The 16,560-nt window shown below is 54.6% G+C and carries 11 protein-coding genes; 5 read left to right on the top strand and 6 right to left on the bottom strand.

Translation table 11 applies throughout. The features are described from left to right. Positions 1–255: 255 nt before the first annotated feature. Together BM258_RS06300 and BM258_RS06305 are read left to right on the top strand one after the other, a co-directional pair. Positions 256–1,923, top strand: a complete 1,668-nt coding sequence (locus tag BM258_RS06300) for a B12-binding domain-containing radical SAM protein (protein ID WP_090070133.1) — start codon at positions 256–258, stop codon at positions 1,921–1,923. Between the two features lie 186 nt (positions 1,924–2,109). Further along, positions 2,110–2,628, top strand: coding sequence for a response regulator (locus BM258_RS06305; RefSeq protein WP_175527947.1), 519 nt, complete (start codon positions 2,110–2,112; stop codon positions 2,626–2,628). A gap of 18 nt (positions 2,629–2,646) precedes the next feature. Here BM258_RS06305 and BM258_RS06310 read toward each other — a convergent pair whose 3' ends face one another. The 4 genes from BM258_RS06310 to BM258_RS06325 all read right to left on the bottom strand — a co-directional run bounded on the left by BM258_RS06310 (position 2,647) and on the right by BM258_RS06325 (position 7,347). After that, a complete protein-coding gene (locus BM258_RS06310) occupies positions 2,647–3,756 on the bottom strand; it encodes an ATP-dependent DNA helicase (protein ID WP_090070137.1) in 1,110 nt (369 codons plus the stop codon). 361 nt (positions 3,757–4,117) lie between these two features. Beyond that, positions 4,118–4,780: a TetR family transcriptional regulator gene (locus tag BM258_RS06315; RefSeq protein ID WP_090070139.1), complete on the bottom strand. Its 663-nt coding sequence runs from the start codon at positions 4,778–4,780 to the stop codon at positions 4,118–4,120. A gap of 313 nt (positions 4,781–5,093) precedes the next feature. Next, positions 5,094–6,266: a DegT/DnrJ/EryC1/StrS family aminotransferase gene (locus BM258_RS06320; protein ID WP_090070142.1), complete on the bottom strand. Its 1,173-nt coding sequence runs from the start codon at positions 6,264–6,266 to the stop codon at positions 5,094–5,096. A gap of 166 nt (positions 6,267–6,432) precedes the next feature. Further along, positions 6,433–7,347, bottom strand: coding sequence for a MurR/RpiR family transcriptional regulator (locus tag BM258_RS06325; protein ID WP_175527949.1), 915 nt, complete (start codon positions 7,345–7,347; stop codon positions 6,433–6,435). Positions 7,348–7,626: 279 nt separating this feature from the next. Between BM258_RS06325 and BM258_RS06330 the strand changes: the two genes are divergently transcribed. Both BM258_RS06330 and BM258_RS06335 read left to right on the top strand, forming a co-directional pair. After that, a complete protein-coding gene (locus BM258_RS06330; protein WP_090070147.1) occupies positions 7,627–8,481 on the top strand; it encodes a 3-keto-5-aminohexanoate cleavage protein in 855 nt (284 codons plus the stop codon). A gap of 107 nt (positions 8,482–8,588) precedes the next feature. Further along, positions 8,589–9,206 carry an NUDIX domain-containing protein gene (locus BM258_RS06335; RefSeq protein ID WP_090070150.1) on the top strand — a complete coding sequence of 206 codons (618 nt, stop codon included), beginning with the start codon at positions 8,589–8,591 and terminating at the stop codon, positions 9,204–9,206. 128 nt (positions 9,207–9,334) lie between these two features. Here the strand turns inward: BM258_RS06335 and BM258_RS06340 are convergent, their stop codons facing one another. Then, entirely contained in the window at positions 9,335–10,303 is a 969-nt protein-coding gene (locus BM258_RS06340; RefSeq protein ID WP_090070152.1) for a threonine dehydratase, read from the bottom strand. 326 nt (positions 10,304–10,629) lie between these two features. Between BM258_RS06340 and BM258_RS06345 the strand changes: the two genes are divergently transcribed. Continuing rightward, positions 10,630–12,030, top strand: coding sequence for an aminotransferase-like domain-containing protein (locus BM258_RS06345; RefSeq protein ID WP_090070155.1), 1,401 nt, complete (start codon positions 10,630–10,632; stop codon positions 12,028–12,030). 52 nt (positions 12,031–12,082) lie between these two features. Here BM258_RS06345 and BM258_RS06350 read toward each other — a convergent pair whose 3' ends face one another. Then, entirely contained in the window at positions 12,083–16,558 is a 4,476-nt protein-coding gene (locus BM258_RS06350) for an ATP-binding protein (protein WP_090070157.1), read from the bottom strand. Positions 16,559–16,560: the final 2 nt, after the last annotated feature.

Consider the following 16,560-nt stretch of genomic DNA (forward strand, 5'->3'; position numbering starts at 1 on the left):
GATCCTTTGAATGGCTCCAAAGATCACTTTTCCCTTATCCAAAAGAGGTAAACAAATAGATTGCGGCCTCCCCGGTGAGGCAGGCCCCAAGACTCAGTTCTTAAAATGTTATGTAATACGAACGTATAATATCAAAAATATTTTGCAGAATTTGACAATGATTGGATTTGATGAACAATAGGCATAGGTATTATCATCTATTTTGATAATATAAGTATGTAAAATTCTTGTTTTATCTTTCTTGGGGGGAAGTAAATGGCGCTTCACATCGCTCTTATAACGCCTTCGCGCTACGATACCGACGGCTATGTTCAGCAATGGAAGCGTCCGGTGATGGTCACTCAGGCGCAGGCCGCCATCAAGGCCCTTCTGAAGAATTGCAATGATCGCGAGGTGCTGGGCGAAGACAAAGAGATATCTTGCGAAGACCATTACGAGATTTTCGGCCCTGTGCCGATTGAGGGCATTGTCGCCCGGATCAGGGAGGCAGGCAACGGTGCGGTCTTTTTGACCGGTGTCCTGAGTGCCTTTTTCCCGCGAGCGCTTGATCTGGCCCGCATGTTCCGCGCCCATGATATTCCGGTGGTCATCGGCGGCGTGCATATCAACGGCATCAAGGCCCTTTTCAAGGACAATGACTATGGCTTGCAGGATGCTCTGGATATGGGAGCTTCGCTCTTTGTCGGGCAAGCTGAAGGGCACCTGGATGATCTCTTGAAAGACCTCAACGCCAATGAGCTCAAACCGGTTTACGACTATCTCAGGGATCTGCCGGATCTGAGCTCGGCGCCGATGCCAGCCTATGATGTCGACACGATCAAGAAGAGTTTTACTGGCGTCGTGCCGATCGAAACCAGCCGAGGCTGTCCGTTCCGCTGCACCTTCTGCTGCATTCCCAACACGCAAGGGGTGGAAATGCAGATGCGAGACCCGCAGGTGATTGCGGACTATGTGCTCGAATATGCGCGCAAGGGCGTGAAGACGTTTTTCCTGTCCGATGACAACATCGCCCGCAACAAGCGTTGGGAAGAGGTCTTTGACAAACTGATCGAAATGCGCCGCAAGCACAAAGTGGGCTATGAACTCATTATCGAAGCCGACACCGTCGCCTACAAGATTCCCCGTTTCATCGAAAAGGCAACCGCTGCCGGGGTAACGGATGTATTCCTTGGTTTGGAATCTATCGATCCGGAAACCATCAAGGCCGCAGGCAAGAAGCACAATCGTGCTGCCAATGTGCGGGACATGTTCGGTTCATGGTATCAGGCCGGAGCTGTCACTATTTCGGGCTTCATCATCGGATTCCCCGGCGAAACGGAAGACAGAATATTGAGCAATGTTGACACGCTTGTAAGCGAATATTCAGGCGAAATCTTCACGCTCTCGGTGCTGACGCCGTTGCCGGGCTCGGTGGATCACAAGCGCCTGCACGAGAAGGGGACCTATATGGACCCTGACCTGAATAATTATGATCTGGGCCATTTCGTTTTCAATCACGATACTCTGGATGAAACGTCGGTCGAGCGCCTGACGCCACGCATCGTGCCCAAGGTCTATTCCTTGCGCCGCGCCTGGACCATCATGCTGCAGGGCTTGCGCAATCCAACCAAGGCGGTTACCAATTTTGCTTGGACGGTCGGCCTCACCCTTGGTTATCGCGTAGGCGGCACCGGCGTTTACGAGGTCGGGTCGGGACGTTACCGCAACCGACATCTGCGCCGTCCGGGGTTGCCCAAGGAGCCTTTGCTAATCTTTTACCCGAAATATTTCTTAAAGGATGTTTGGGGTATCTTGCATGCCGGTTTCTATCTGGCTGCGCTGCGGAGCATGCTGTTTGTTGCCAAACGTAAAGTGGCGCGAGAGCGGGCTGCAGCTGAGAAGGCGCAGGGCAGTATCGCCGCAGGGGCCAAGCAGACGGTTTGAGAACCCGCTGCCCGACTGGTCTAGAGGCTATCGTGCTATCATGCCGTTCTCCATGCGACAAAATCGCATATGGGTATATGCGCATGTGCGCCCTAGTAAAGATTCATAAACGCTTTGCATTTACACTTTTAGCACTGTTGATCTATCCACATATCCATGCGGAAGGTCGCTGGTGCGGAGTTGTGTATGCCTGTAACTGTTCTTTCGGCTTTGAGAGTACTGGTCATCGAAGATAGTGCGTATATGCGCACGATCATTCGTACCATTTTGCAGGGGCTTGGAGTCCGCGAAATCTTCGAAGCAGAAGATGGTGGTGTCGGCCTTGAAAAGCTCGAGCAGCTCTCTCCTGATCTGTTGATCATCGATTGGGTCCTGCCCATTCTGGATGGGCCGGAACTGGTGCGCCTTGTGCGCAACCCGAACCACCCCATGGGAACCGTTCCGATTATCATGATTTCGTCCTACGCCGAGAAGCATCGCATCATGGAGGCCAAGCAGCTTGGGGTGCATGAATTCCTGCGCAAGCCATTCTCTGCCAAGGATATGTATCTCAGGATCGTGGCCGCCACATCGATGGATCGTCCCTTTGTGCGCACCGACAATTATTACGGACCTGCACCACGGGAATCCGTCACGCGACGGGCTGGCGATGGAACCACCGATCTTGGACAGTCCGGAGTTTCCGTACCAACTGCCTTTGCTTGAAGCGGCGCTACATCCAGCTTATCGAACGATTGTCAGACTTTCTGCTGCGCGTGTCACGCCGGTATAGAGCCAACGTGTCCTATGGTCACGAAAGGCCCAGCTTTCGTCAAACAGCATCACATTGTTCCATTGGGAGCCCTGTGCCTTGTGAACGGTCAGCGCATAGCCATAGTCAAAGGCATCGCCCTTCTTGCGCACGGTCCAGGGGATTTCCCCCTCATGGTCTTCAAACAGCATCTTGGGAATCTTCAGCGGGACACGGCCGGACAACTCATGCCCCAGCTCGGGTGAGACACGCAGCTTGAGATCTTTGCCCGTGCGGCTCGTGACCTTGTCGACAATCCAGATGCCGCCATTCAAAAGGCCCTTCTGGTGATTGTTGCGCAAGCATACAAGCTTGTCGCCAACGCGAGGATAGGGCCCCTCGAATTCCTTCAGCTCGCGCAGGCGTTTGTTATATTTCTGACGGGTCAGATTGCGCCCGACGAGCACCTGATCGGCTTCCAGCACTTGTTCGGTTTCAAGGCCGCGGCGACCGATCACTTGCACGGCACCATAGTCGCCATAGTCCGGCGTCTTGCCTTCGCGCACGTCCTGCGCCAGACGGATAATCGGATTGTCTCGTGCCTGCCGGTGAATTTCCGTCAGCATGATATCTGGCTCGTCTTCGGTGAAGTAGCCGCCGCCCGAAACCGGTGGCAGCTGTGCCGGATCGCCCAACACGAGCACGGGCTTGCCGAAGGAAAGCAGGTCCGAACCGAGCATTTCATCGACCATGGAGCATTCATCAATGATAATCAGATCGGCATCATGGGCCGGACTGTCGCGATTGATAACAAAGGCAGGCACGTCTTCATCGCGCTCCTCGTCATCGCTGGTGTCCGGTCGGTAGATCATCGCATGAATGGTGCTGGCGCCTGCGCATCCCTTCTGGCGCAAAACCTGCGCAGCCTTGCCCGTAAAGGCTCCAAACAGAACGCTGCCGTCGATCCCCTCTGCAAGATGGCGTGCCAGCGTGGTCTTGCCTGTTCCTGCGTAACCAAAGAGGCGAAAGATCGGTTCATCGCCGCGCTTGATCCAGTTGTCGACTGCTTTGAGCGCCGCATCCTGCTGTGGTGACCAGTCCATTCTTGCCTCGCAACAAACGCAAAGCTGCCGCTGGTGCCTGTTCTCCGGCGCGGCAGCTTCGTTCTTCATGGAATCCGATGATGGAATCACTTTGACGGATTCGTGTTTGGTTGGGCCAAGACTGTCCAAGCACGGCCAAAATATCAAGTCGATTGCTCGACTTTGTATTGATCTATGGAAAGATTGCCATGGAGACACGGCCCAGAAGACACGGCCCAGAAGAGACGAGAAGGGCGTTGCTCAAGGAACATGGTACCTGAAACGTGCAGAGGGATCTTATAGGGCTGGCAATGTCAAAAGCCCCTTGGCGCTCACTTGGCGTACAAGGGGCGTTTGGTTGTGACTAGAAACCGGTTCTGTATCAGGCTCTTAGGCGCATGCGATCTTCTGTATCCCTGGAGCGGACCTCTCGGTCGATCAGGGTGGCAAAGTGAGGTGACAAACCCGACAACTGGTCAAGCCCGATTGTCGCAAGCCGGTTTTCTGAAGGATCCAGTTTGGAATAGTGGGCAAGGCCTGTCAGGATGGTCATCACATGATGCAGGCTCAACCGTCCCAGATCTTCTTCACTGGCGCTTTCCTGTTTGATGCGCTCGATCAGCCGAGAGAGACCTGCCGTCAGGCTGGCATATTGATCCTGAAAGATTTCGTAGGATTGTGCGTCCTCTGCATTCAGTTCACTCAGACCGTTAAAAATCAAGCAGCCGCGCCCCCGACCTTGGTCGGCAAGAAAATGGCTGAAATCGAGAATGAGGTCCACCAACACAAGGTCTGGTTGCTGATCATCCTCAACCGGACCGCTCTTCATCAGTTCTTTCAATGGAGAGCTTTCAAGATATCTTTCAAGCACAGTGGTAAGAATACCTTCGCGCGATCCGAAGCTATTGTAGAAGCTGGATCGTTGTATTTTCATCGCGTCTACCAAAGAACTGATAGATGTACGCACGATGCCGTCGGCCCAAAAGCAATTAGTTGCCGCTTCAAGTACAGTTTCTGAGTCGAATTCTTTAGGTCGGCCCATCATACCCCCCTAGGTCATGCGTTTCGACAGATTGGAACTACTATAACTATAAAAGTTACCTCTCAATTCGAGATCTAGCAATGATATTGACCAATAAAATGTAAAATCTGTCGTACTAATACATTAGTAGACGATGGATGATAGGAAAATTTGTCAGGTCAAAAATTAGATTAATCCTATGCATAATATTATTAAATCTATGCAATTGGATTGACATGTCCAGAATGGAGGAATGCTAAAATGTCTGCCAGACATTTGAAGTTATTGATACATTACAGAGTAAAAGTTTTTCGTTAAGTATATTCACTTAGCACTTTTAGGCTGGTCCTGTTGCAGCGATCATAAAACGCTCAATTGTGGCGATCATTTGTTTTTGCTCGCGACCAGACAAGTGGTTGCCTGTGGGTAAACTGATTGCACCGTCGCTCCAGCTCGCTGCATTCGGGAAATTACCAACTGATTCTTGTGAAAAAAAGAATTTCAACTGACCAAGGTGGCGGTAACTCTGGCATATCTGGAACCCCTCATTATAGAGACTATCGAATAAGGATGTTTTTTGGAACGGCTCCAGACATATCGGATAACTCTGCAATATTCGAACACATTCTTCAGAAGTGGTGAGTATCTGAAGCCCCATCTGGATGAGGGCAACATCATAATTTGCCACCTGCTTTTCGATCGCAGATCGTGTGTTGAGGCTATAACTAATGCAATTTTGAAAATACTGATCCTGATCGTCTGTGAGCTGCCCCACCAGATCGACATAAGGGGCCTCTTCGGCTTCTGGTGAGACGGTCTGGAACAGCCGTTCAGCGATGTCATGCTGTGCAGTCCAGTAGGATAGGCGTGCATGATGATCCTGATTGCGTGTGGCAATGAAAGCCGGAAGCTCTCCCTCGACATCGCGCCAGCCTGGCAGGCAGGCAACCAACAGATCGCAGTGGGATGCCGGGCTGTTGCTTTGCCCAAGAGAAAGAAAGGCGTCTGATCCATCTTCGATCAAGGCAATGGAGCGGGCTCTCAATTGCTCGTGCAAGGCCTGATGGGAGGCAACTTGTCCATAGAGATGGCACAGGACGACACAGCGTGTCCGCTCGGTTATTGCCTCCATCACCGCATCATGGTCAATGAGATAGGAACCCGCACGCACATCAACCAGAACGGGGCTGGCCTTGGCAAGCAGAATGGCGTGAATGATGCCCGCCGGAGCCAATGCAGGAAGAATGACTTCGTCACCTGGCGCAACATGGCAAGAGAGCAGGGCCGTATAGAACGCACTGGACCAACCGACGCCGTAATGAATATGAGCATCCTTGAAATGGCGCTGCAACATTGTGCGCGCCGTCTCGCTGTTGCTGGTCTCCATTCGGGTTGACCGGCTGGTCTCTCGAATCGCATCGGTGGAGACATGTGTCTGCCCTGCCATCAGGGGAGCTTCACGGTGGGGAGAGGACGTCTGTTCATCCTGCGAGGGTATCTTGTTCATCATGTCGGCGCCTGACTTTTGCTTCTATCCCTTCAGACTAAGAGACAGGCGGGCAACAAGCGGTTAATCGGGTTCCGGAAGGCGGATGGAGTCCACCCTCTAACCCCAGTCTTTTTCCTGTTTGGTTAAGAAAATATTGTTTGCCGAAAGGGACTAGCCCTGCGCACCCTCAGGTGTCAAAAAGTGCGTCGTCTTCGATATCTTCAGCAGTCTCCAGTGGACTGAGATAGCCTTCCACCGCGTGCACCTGATCGCGGAAACGGCGCAGATTGTCCACCACCACAGACCCTCCAAGGCGGGTGCATTCGGCCAGAATAAGCTCGCAAGCCGATGCTGCAGGCACCAGCGAGGGCAGCAACTGCGGCCCCGTCATGGGAACAAACAGCCCCATATTGGCGAAGGGCACTGCAGGAGAGGACATGGTGTCGGTTATGGCAACGATCTTACAGCCGCGTTTCTTGGCGACCGTCAGCAAGCGCCCACCCTCGGATGCATAAGGGGCAAAGGTGAAGAGGATGATGAGATCCTTTTCGTTCGCCTGTCCCAGAACATCAAAATGCGAGCCGTCAGGGCTTTCCAGAAGCTGGATCTTGGGCATGGCGATCTGCCCTGCATAAGCAAGATAATGGGCAAAGGCGAAGGATGAGCGATAGCCGGACACATAAACACGGTTGGCATCCAGAATGGCCTTGGCGATGCGTTGCACAGCCTTTTGCGTGTCTGGCTGGAACAGGCTGGTCAGGTTGCCAAGAGTCGCTTTGCCGATTTCAAAGAAGATGTCAGACTCTCCGTCCCAGCGGCCGTCTTTCTGAAGCGCAGCAGCACGGTCTTCAAAGCGCACGTCACGCGCTTGCACACCCTGCTGGAACACGGCGCGGAAAGGCTCGAAGGTGGAGAAGCCGACCACCTGTGCCAGACGCACCACCGTCGAGGGATGGACATCGGCAGCCTTTGCCAACTGGCGCACCGACTTGAAGGCAACGTCGGCCGGATTTTCCAAAATATAGGAGGCTGCAACCTTCATCTGGGGAGAGAGGTCTGCATAGGACTCCCAAATCTCTTGGCGAAGGTCATCCAGTGTCATGGTGGCTCTCATCATTCGGCATCATGGGCAGGCGAGGCAGGGCCGGATCAGGATATCCGGGCTCGCCGAGTGGGTCTCTGGCTTCTTATTACATAAGATGGCCCGGTTTGGCAAAAACAGCAGCGTTCCTCTTTTAAGCAGCAGAAGAGTTGGGGTGCAAGCCTTCGCTTGTTAATAGTTAAAAATGGTTTCTCATTTGCTGCATTCTGGTGTTAAGCTTCTGATATTTAATAATGGTTTGAAGACATGTTTCTTCGTTGATTGCTGGAACACCCCTTAATGCTCGGAATACCGAAACCCCTGATTATCGCGATGTCTGCCAATGGTCCGAAACGGACAAAGCGCGACCATCTTTTCCTGCCTGTTAAATTGGCTGAACTGAAGGCTTCTGCCCTTGAGGCACGCGCGTCCGGTGCAGCCCTTTTTTCCTGTGCGCCACGCGATGAGCGTGGACTGGCATCTCTGGACAAGGCCGTTTGTAAAGAGACAGTCGCAGCGCTGCGAGAAACTCTGGAGGAGAGCGCCCTTGTTCAGTTGGAGTTGGATTTGAGTGACATTGGTGCAGTGGAGAGCTGCGCGCGCCTTTTGAGCGATGTGAAGCCTGACGCCTGCCTCTTGCCTTTCAGCCAGCTTTTTCCGCGTGATGGCGACGAAAATGATGAGGACAGCGCAAGGGATCTGCTTGATGTGTGTGAAGAATTGGGGATCGGCGTCCAGTTCTCCATGACAGATCCGACCGATGTCGATTGGTATTATGCATTTCGCCAATATGGCGTTATCCCGGAAAGCCAGCGGGCTCTTTTGTTCATTCTGGGCGAAGATGGCGAGGAGCCGACCAGCAATGTGCATGGCTTGCGCCAATATCTTGCCGGGCTGGACAAGCTTCACTTGCTGGAGACCGTCCGCTGGTCGGTGGCTGCATACGGCTCTCAAGAGGCGGTGTCTCTGGCCGCTGCCATAGCCATGGGTGGACAGATTGCTCCGGGTTGGGCATATAATGTCCACACAGTGGATGGAGAACCCTATAGCAGCCAACAGCAGCAGGTTGCCTTGTTCGGACAGTTGGGCATGAGTCTTGGTCGTCCTCAGGCCAGCGCCTTTGAAGCCCGCACCTTGCTGTTTGGTCCCCGCTGAAAGCTGCCAGTCTGTCCATACCAGGGCTGTCAGAGAACAACCGCCCAAACAATCACTGCCCACACAAAAGCTGGCAGAGCAACCCAAATTCAATAAAGGCACATGAAATGTCGGATCGCTTCCTTCCTCGGCGTGACAAGACGGACGCTGAGCTCACCAACTGCGAACTCCAATATGATGGTTTCATCAAGCTTTCCACCTGTACGCTCTCCTTCACCAAGAGCGATGGCGAAAAGGTAACGCTCACGCGGGAAATTCATGACCATGGTGAGGCGATTTGCGTGTTGCCCGTCGATCGCGAGCGCCGTGTCGCCCTGTTAGTGCGCCAGCTGCGCGCCGGTGCGCTCTATAACAAAGAAAAGGATCCCATGATCCTCGAGGTTGCTGCCGGTCTGATCGATCCAGGCGAAGAGCCCGAACAGGCGACGTTGCGCGAAGCCGAGGAAGAGCTGGGCTTTCGCATTTCCGATCTTCAGAAAGTGTCCAGTTTCTATATTTCGCCGGGCACGCTGACCGAACGCCTCTATGCCTATCTGGCTTCCTACAGCCTCACGGATCGCGTCAGCGAAGGCGGCGGGCTGGCCGAAGAGGGAGAGGATATCATCGTTGAGGAAATCGCGCTGGACGAGCTGGGCGAAGCGGTACTGCAAGGCAATCTCAGGGACGCCAAGACCATCCTTCTCATCCAGCATCTGATGTTGAGTGAGCCCGAGTTGTTCTTCTAACGCTCTGTCTGGCTTCAGGGGTGAGACATGAAAAGGCCGGCGATGCATCATCGTCGGCCCTTGGTCTTTGAGGCTTGTGAAATTCTTTGAAGATCTTCTATTCAGATGGTCAGGCCAAACAGTTGGCGTCAAACCGTCGGAGTCTGTCCGGCAAGGATGGAAGCCATCCAGTCGGTATCGATATTCTGGCCGCTAAGGACCACACCGACCTTCTTTCCGGCCATCTTGTCTTTTTCGCTCATCAGCGCGGCCAGCGCAGCAGCACCGGCGCCTTCGGCAATATTGTGCGTTGCGCGGTAAATGAGCCGGATTGCGTCGGCAACGGTGTCTTCTTCAACCCGCACGATGCGCTCTGCATTCTTCATGATGATATCCAGAGAGTCTGGATCAGGTACGCGCACGGCGAGGCCATCAGCAAAGGTATCGCTGCGGTCGGCGGGTGTCAGAATGCCTGACTCAAAGGACTTGGCATAGCCATCGACGCGGGCTGTAACAACGCCAACAATCTTGGTCTTGAGGTTCAAGGCATTGCGCGCTTCGATCATGCCACAAATACCAGAGCCCTTGCCGATTGGCACATAGACCGTATCCAGATCCGGATTCTGCTGCAGCATTTCATAGGAATAGGTGCCAACGCCTGCAACAAGATCTTCATGGTAGGAGGGAACCATGTGGAGGTCTTCTTCTGCGGCCATTGCTTTTGCCTTGGCAACAGCTTCGTCAAAATCCTCACCCGCTTCAATAACAGTCGCCCCGAATGCGCGCATGGCGGCGTTTTTCTCAGGCGAATTGCCCTTGGGAACGATGATGGTGGCCTTCAGCCCTTCAATGCGTGCGGCAAAGGCAAGGCTCTGGCCATGGTTGCCGCGCGTAGCAGAAATGAGGCCTGCGCCACCGGGAAAGCGCTTTTTATAGCGATTGGCATAGACCAGACCACCGCGCACCTTGAAAGCGCCAGTCGGCGTGTGGTTCTCATGCTTCATCCAGACGTCAACGCCAAGCTCGTCGGCCAAGAGGGGCCAGTTGTAACAGGGGGTCGGGGCGAGAACCTTGTAAATGAGTTCTTCGGCTTTTTCAAAATCGAGACAGCTAAGCATTGCAGGTATCCTTCGGTTATCAAAAATGGATCAGCAGTCATCTGGTTTTGGCGGTCTGGGCACCGGGCTCCAAGACGCCCTCCTTCAAACCGGTTTCCAGAGGGGGCTATGGAACGGGCGGGAGAAGGCGGGTTTGCTGATTGCGTAAAATTCTGTTGTGAAAAATCATGGCAAAGGATATTGTATGGTTCAAATCTTATATTGTATGGGATGCAAGATTATTGCCTTCCATACAATTTTTTGAGCCCGTTTTTTCGCTGTTTGATCCATAAAGAGGGCGAGGGTGGAATGGCTGGTCTTTTTGCAAGACGGTGCGGAAGGGTAAAATGAAAGACAAAAAGGTAAGTTGGTGTCCGGATCTGACCGGATATACCGGTCCGCTCTACCGTGCCATCGTAGATGCCATGCAGACGGATATCCGCAGCGGAGCCTTGCCTGTGGGGGCTCGGTTGCCCACTCAACGTGATCTTGCATGGGCTCTTCAGGTCAATCTCTCCACGGTGACGGAAGCCTTCAAGGAGGCCACGCGTCTGCGTCTCATCGCCGGGGAAGTGGGGCGCGGAACCTATGTTCTACCCGTCAATACGGCCACCCAGCTTTACGCCATTGATCGACCCCATGCGGAAAATGCCATCGACTTGTCCACCATCAAGCCCGCGCATGCCTTTTCCAATGAGGATGTTCGCAGCCTCTTTTCCGCGATGCTGGAGCGAGAGGATCTGGCCGAGGTCATGGAATATCACGCGCCGAGCCTGATTGCGCGCTGTCGGGATGCTGTGGTCACATTGTGCAGGGCGCGCGGGTTCCATCCGCGTCAGAGCAACATCTTTCCTTGTGCCGGAGCGCAGGCGGCGCTGTTTGCTGCCTTGCAGATGATCGCCAAACCCGATCTGCCGGTGCTGGTTGAGGAATTGACCTTTCCGGGCATGAAGGTTGCCGCCAAGCAAATGGGGTTGCGGCTGGTTCCCGTGGCCATGGACAAACATGGCATCTTGCCCGAAGATCTGGACAGGGCCTCCAGGGCCAGTGGTGCCAAGACACTCGTGGTCAGCCCGATCCTGCAAAACCCGACCGGGGCCACCATGGATCGCAAGCGCCGCGCCGATATTGTCGAAATGGCCGAAAAGCTTGATCTGCTGGTGATTGAAGAGGATGTCTATGGCGGTTTTTCCAACCAGCCCCCGCTCAGCCTTCAGCTGGCCGGGCGGTCGATACTGGTCGGTGGCCTCTCCAAACTCGTCGCGCCGGGGCTGCGCTTTGGCTATATCGTCGTGACCTTTGATGAGGCTAGATCCAAGGCGCTCAATCTCAATTTCGCCGCCGACGAACTGGTGCATGTGACAAGCTGGATGACTGCGCCGGTCATGCTTGAACTTGCGTGCGACTGGATCGAAAGTGGCGCTGTGCAGCAGCATATGGATTGGCAACGGCAGGAAGCGCGTGCCCGCCAGTCACTCGTCCGTCGACGCCTTAACCTGCCCGCACTGGGGCGAGACCCCGCAGCGCCGCATCTCTGGATTTCAACAGCAGAAGGAAGCCCCTATAGCAACAAAACCGGTGAACAGCTCGCTTCGCTGGCGCGAGCTGCCGGGGTGGATCTGGTGCCAGCATCCACCTTTTGTGCCGGACGCATGTTGTCAGACGGTGTCCGCATATGCGTTACAGCCCCGCGCGATCGCGCAGATCTGACGGAAGCCTGCAAGCGCCTGTTGCAGGTTTGGGAGTAGCCCAGCCTCTTCGTGGACAAGGAGCAGGACGAGCAAACCGGGGCGGGCTTGCCTAACTGGCTGGTTCCGCTTCCACTGGATTTTCCGGCTCTGGCTCCACCACACGCTCTTCAGGGAAAGTGATTTCCACCAACGTGCCATGATCACTCTCGCTTGAGATGCTCAAACGGGCCCGGTTTGCTTCGGTCAGTGCCTTGGTTAGCGGCAAGCCAAGACCTGTGCCTTCAGCGGCAGTGCGGGTTGTCGAAGAAATCTGCCGGAACGGTTCGAGCGCCCGTTTCATTTCCTCTTTGCTCATTCCGATGCCCGTGTCGCGGATGCGCAGCACCACGTCGCCATTTTCCTGCTCTGTCGTGGAAACAATGACCTGACCTCCGGCATGGTTGAACTTCACCGCATTGGAAAGCACATTGAGAATGATCTGGCGCAGCGAGCGGCAATCAGCCACCACATCGGGCAGTCTGGATGCCGTGGATGTGCGAATAATGATCTGGCTACGATTGGCCTGTGGCTGCATGATGCCGACGCATTCGGCGACAAGGCCATTGAGCCCGACTGCCTCAAACTGCAGATCCATCTTACCGGCCTCGACCTTGGAGAGGTCCAGCAGATCATTCAGCAAGCTCATGATATGCGTGCCTGAAAGCTTGATATCCTTGAGATAGTCCTTGTAGCGCTCCTGTCCAATAGAGCCGAACCGCTCTTCCATCATCACTTCGGAAAACCCGATAATTGCGTTGAGCGGGGTGCGAATCTCGTGGCTGACCTTGGCCAGAAACTCCGACTTCTTCTTGCTGGCATCTTCTGCGCGCAGCTTCTGGGTCAGAAGCTCTTCCTGCGTGCGCTTCCAGTCGGTGACATCACGCAGCACGGCGCAGAAACGGTTCGTTCCGGGAATGGAGACCCGCCCCATGGTCATGACCAGCGGGATGAGACCGCCCGAGCGCAATTGCCCGATGACTTCCTGTCCGCCATTGAGCAGGCTGGCAAGGCCGCTGTTGCGTAGCCGTTCCAGATAGGCGAGGGCATCTTTGTGGCTCTCGTCGGCCAGCAGCGAGACGAAGCGCTCACCGGCCACCTTGTGACGATCCACTTCAAACAGCGCCTCGGCGGAATGGTTCATCCGCAGGATGCAGCCATCGCGGTCCAGCACCAGAACTCCGTCTGTTGCCGTATCCAGAATGGCTTCCAGTTCGGCAATCTTCTCGTCTTCCTCAGAGACACCAACAGAAGGCGGTGTTGCCGGTGTCTCTTCAAAGCAGAGCATGGCAGCGGGCTGCTCGCCCCAATTGATGGACGAGATATTGGCCTCAACGGAAATCGGGCTGCCATCTTCGGTGCGCAAGGTTGTGCGGCCATTGGTCTTGGTCAGCCAATCTCCGGGACGACCTGAAAAGAGCCCTTCCATGCCCCCCATCGCCTGCAAGGCTTCAGGGCTTTCATAACCAAGAAGCGTGAGCGCGGTTTTCGACGCAAACAGAACTGTTCCCTGCGCAGACACAATGATTGCCGTGGGCAACTTGTTCAGCATATCGATGAGCGGGGAAGATTTATCCCCCTTGTCCCAGAGGGTTCCAATGCTGAGGGCAGCCACGCCGGCAACGGTTGCCGCTGTCAAATCAGCAGAACTCTCGGATGGAGTCTCTCCGTCTTCAGGGATGTCATTTCCCAGAGACGGAAGAGCAGGGGGCTCGGGCAGGCTATCCTCGTCATCGCCAGACGCAGAAATGACAAAGTGGCTCGACGATACCACAGGCTCCTCGAAAGGGTCATCCTGCAGAGCATTGTCAACATCCTGAGAACCATCTTCTACCCAGGCTTGCGATATATCCTCCTGCGAAGCGTCCAACTGCTTGGCAGCATCTGGTGTGAGACTATCCTCTGGCTTAGACTGCTCAAGGCTTGCGTCCTGCTCTGAGGCGAATGCTTCGCCGTCACTCGTCACGTCGGCTTCCTTGAGAGGCTCGGCCAAAGTATCCCCTTGAGAGGGCTGCTGCGCAAGACCGGCCTGCTCATGCAAGGATTTCAGCTTTGGATCGATAGAGAAAATATCAAGCAAAGCTTTGCTGGTGGCTGACTTGTGAGCATCATCCTTGCGTTCTCGCGCAGCCAGCAAGTCACCCAGTGAGCCTTCTGATGAACGCCATGGCAGAGCAGGTTCTTCTTCATTCTTTAGGCGCTTCTTGATGAGAGCAGCAAGAGGCCGTCGCGTGATGGTCGGACGCGCAGGTTTGTCCTCGGCCGCGTCAGAGGTTTCGACAGGCTTGCTTGGCGCAGCTTCGCGGTCAGCTTTTTCTACCTCGCTGGCGATCTGCTGCACGATCTCGTCGGTTGGGAAAATGGAGGCTTGTGGTGCGGCTTTAAGCGCATCGCTCTCTTCTTCGTCCTCCAGCTCTTCTTCACCGAAGGCTTCAAATTCCTCGTAATCGTCATCGAGATCTTCCGCAGGCAAACGGCTTTCGAAGCTTTCGTCAGACAAGGCCTCGGCGATCTCCTGAAAGGCATGCTCCTCGCCTGCACTCAGTTTGGCTTCACGCGCAGTTTCTTCCTTGATGGATGCATCCTGCGTCGTTTCCTTCACTCCGTCCGGATTGCCGCTGAGCAGCGAGCCCACAAGCTCGAAAGTCTGTTTATGCGCAATGGTTTCTGTGTCTTCATTCGGTTGAGATGCCTCAACAGATGGGTTCTCAGGCTCGCTCTGGTTGTTATTGTTATTTTCGTAGCTCTGGTCTTCCGTTCCCTTCTTGCTATCGTCACACACGGCGATTACCCCGCTCGTTTCGTCAGTGTCCTGAGGAGACTGTCCCCTGTCCCCTGCGGTTTCTGGCGAAATCAGTTCTGTCGTGGATGCTACGGCATTTTGCGCCGCTTTGAGTAGGTCTGCAGATATTAGCTCTTCAATTTGTGCAATCTGAAGCTGAAGCCCGTGGCTTTCGCTCCGCTCTTGCTCTGTGTCTTGCGTCTGGTCTTCTGGCTTAGTCTGGTCTGCGTCAAGTGCACCCTGATGGGCTAGTGAGCCGGGCATATCCTGTCGCTCATCCGGCTTGCACAGCCCGAATCCCCGAAAGCCCTGAAAACCATGCAGGTGGCCATAAATAGGAAGCCCGGTCAGTTCCACTGCGATGCGGTAGGGTTTGTCCGCAACCGGCCACCAGACATCAAGGCTCGCCCATGTATCGCGGGAGTCAAAGCCACTTGCGACAGCCCCGTCTTCATCCATTTCGAAGCGGGCGGCTACGTCACTCCAAGTCAAACCGCCAATATCGGCGTTTCTAGGGCCGACACCGTTTGCCAATTCTTCCGAGACAAACTTGAAGCGGCCTGTTTCATCGCTCTCCCAAACGAAATGGTAAGCGCCTTTGGCATGAAAATCATCGGACATGCCATTCAACGCGGACTGATCTGATGATCCGTTGCCCCGCTGCGGAAATTGTAGGCGATAGACATTATCGTCTTTGGCCTGCTGCTTTTGGCGAAGATGCGAATCAAGAACCGTGATGGATGCTTCCGAAGTGGGCCGATCCTTGCCGTCCTTTATCAGGTCTTCTCTGGACAGCTCCCGCCCGGTGACAGGGTCTGTGAAAGGCAAGGAAGAGTAGGGTCGGCCTTCGTCGGTAAGGAAGGGCTGCAAGTCCCGATCCTTGAGTCGGTCCGGTCCCTTGATGAGGCGCTCTTCCAACTCTGACAATTCGTTGATGCCAAAAGGATCTTCAAAAATGTCAGCCTCTTCTTCAGCCAGAGCTCTCTCGATCTCGTCCTGATTGTCGTCTTCCAGTTCGGCAAACGGATTGTCCGACCCAGTGGGCGCATTATCGACTGCGATGGCAGGATTGTGCACGAGGAGAAGATAGCCGATATCAGGCTCATCTGAAATACGGGCCACGGCTGCGCTGGTCTGGCTATCGAAAAAGGGCAAAGACCCCTCGGCATAGCGCGCATCATCAGCCAGCTTTGCGAGCAACTTGTCGAGTGCAACAGCATTGTTGCCAAAGGGCACAAACCCATCGGAGGCGGCGATCACCTTTCCATGATCATCCAATAGCGCTGAGTGCAAGGTTCCATCGCAGGAAAGGGCGGAAAGCAGGGATGTCTTCGGGTCGGCATTTTCTGGCCAGTCCGGCGTCTGATCAGGCGCTTCGATGGCGTCCAAAGGCTCTGAAGAGAGCACCAGAAGCACCGTCTCGCCCTCAACCTTGATTTTCTTGCATAGGCACGAAAGCGTCACAAAAGAGAGCCCGAGAAAGAATCGCAAGGTATCCAGTGTTGGCGAATCCGGACGCGCATTGCGGGCTAGGCGCGCCAAATGACGGCGTGCCGGATGGACATCGCCAAAACTGCGCTCCAGCAAGGAGTCCATGCTTGTTTCGCCAAAGAAGGCCAATCCGGCTGCGTTGGCCCACAGAATGCGGTTCCCCTCATCATTCCATACCCAGGCCGGGCGGGAATCCAGCAATACGGCGCCGATGGTCGGATGGGCCGACAGCGTCAGATAGGGGCTCGCCAAAGAGGCAGGTTGGAATGAGGGCATGG

Source organism: Cohaesibacter marisflavi, assembly GCF_900115225.1.
Taxonomy (GTDB): Bacteria; Pseudomonadota; Alphaproteobacteria; order Rhizobiales; family Cohaesibacteraceae; genus Cohaesibacter; species Cohaesibacter marisflavi.

Coding starts and splice junctions, on each gene's coding strand:
- BM258_RS06300 (WP_090070133.1), top strand. CDS start 256: ATGGCGCTTCACATCGCTCTTATAACGCCTTCGCGCTACGATACCGAC.
- BM258_RS06305 (WP_175527947.1), top strand. CDS start 2,110: ATGCCTGTAACTGTTCTTTCGGCTTTGAGAGTACTGGTCATCGAAGAT.
- BM258_RS06310 (WP_090070137.1), bottom strand. CDS start 3,756: ATGGACTGGTCACCACAGCAGGATGCGGCGCTCAAAGCAGTCGACAAC.
- BM258_RS06315 (WP_090070139.1), bottom strand. CDS start 4,780: ATGATGGGCCGACCTAAAGAATTCGACTCAGAAACTGTACTTGAAGCG.
- BM258_RS06320 (WP_090070142.1), bottom strand. CDS start 6,266: ATGATGAACAAGATACCCTCGCAGGATGAACAGACGTCCTCTCCCCAC.
- BM258_RS06325 (WP_175527949.1), bottom strand. CDS start 7,347: ATGACACTGGATGACCTTCGCCAAGAGATTTGGGAGTCCTATGCAGAC.
- BM258_RS06330 (WP_090070147.1), top strand. CDS start 7,627: ATGCTCGGAATACCGAAACCCCTGATTATCGCGATGTCTGCCAATGGT.
- BM258_RS06335 (WP_090070150.1), top strand. CDS start 8,589: ATGTCGGATCGCTTCCTTCCTCGGCGTGACAAGACGGACGCTGAGCTC.
- BM258_RS06340 (WP_090070152.1), bottom strand. CDS start 10,303: ATGCTTAGCTGTCTCGATTTTGAAAAAGCCGAAGAACTCATTTACAAG.
- BM258_RS06345 (WP_090070155.1), top strand. CDS start 10,630: ATGAAAGACAAAAAGGTAAGTTGGTGTCCGGATCTGACCGGATATACC.
- BM258_RS06350 (WP_090070157.1), bottom strand. CDS start 16,558: ATGCCCTCATTCCAACCTGCCTCTTTGGCGAGCCCCTATCTGACGCTG.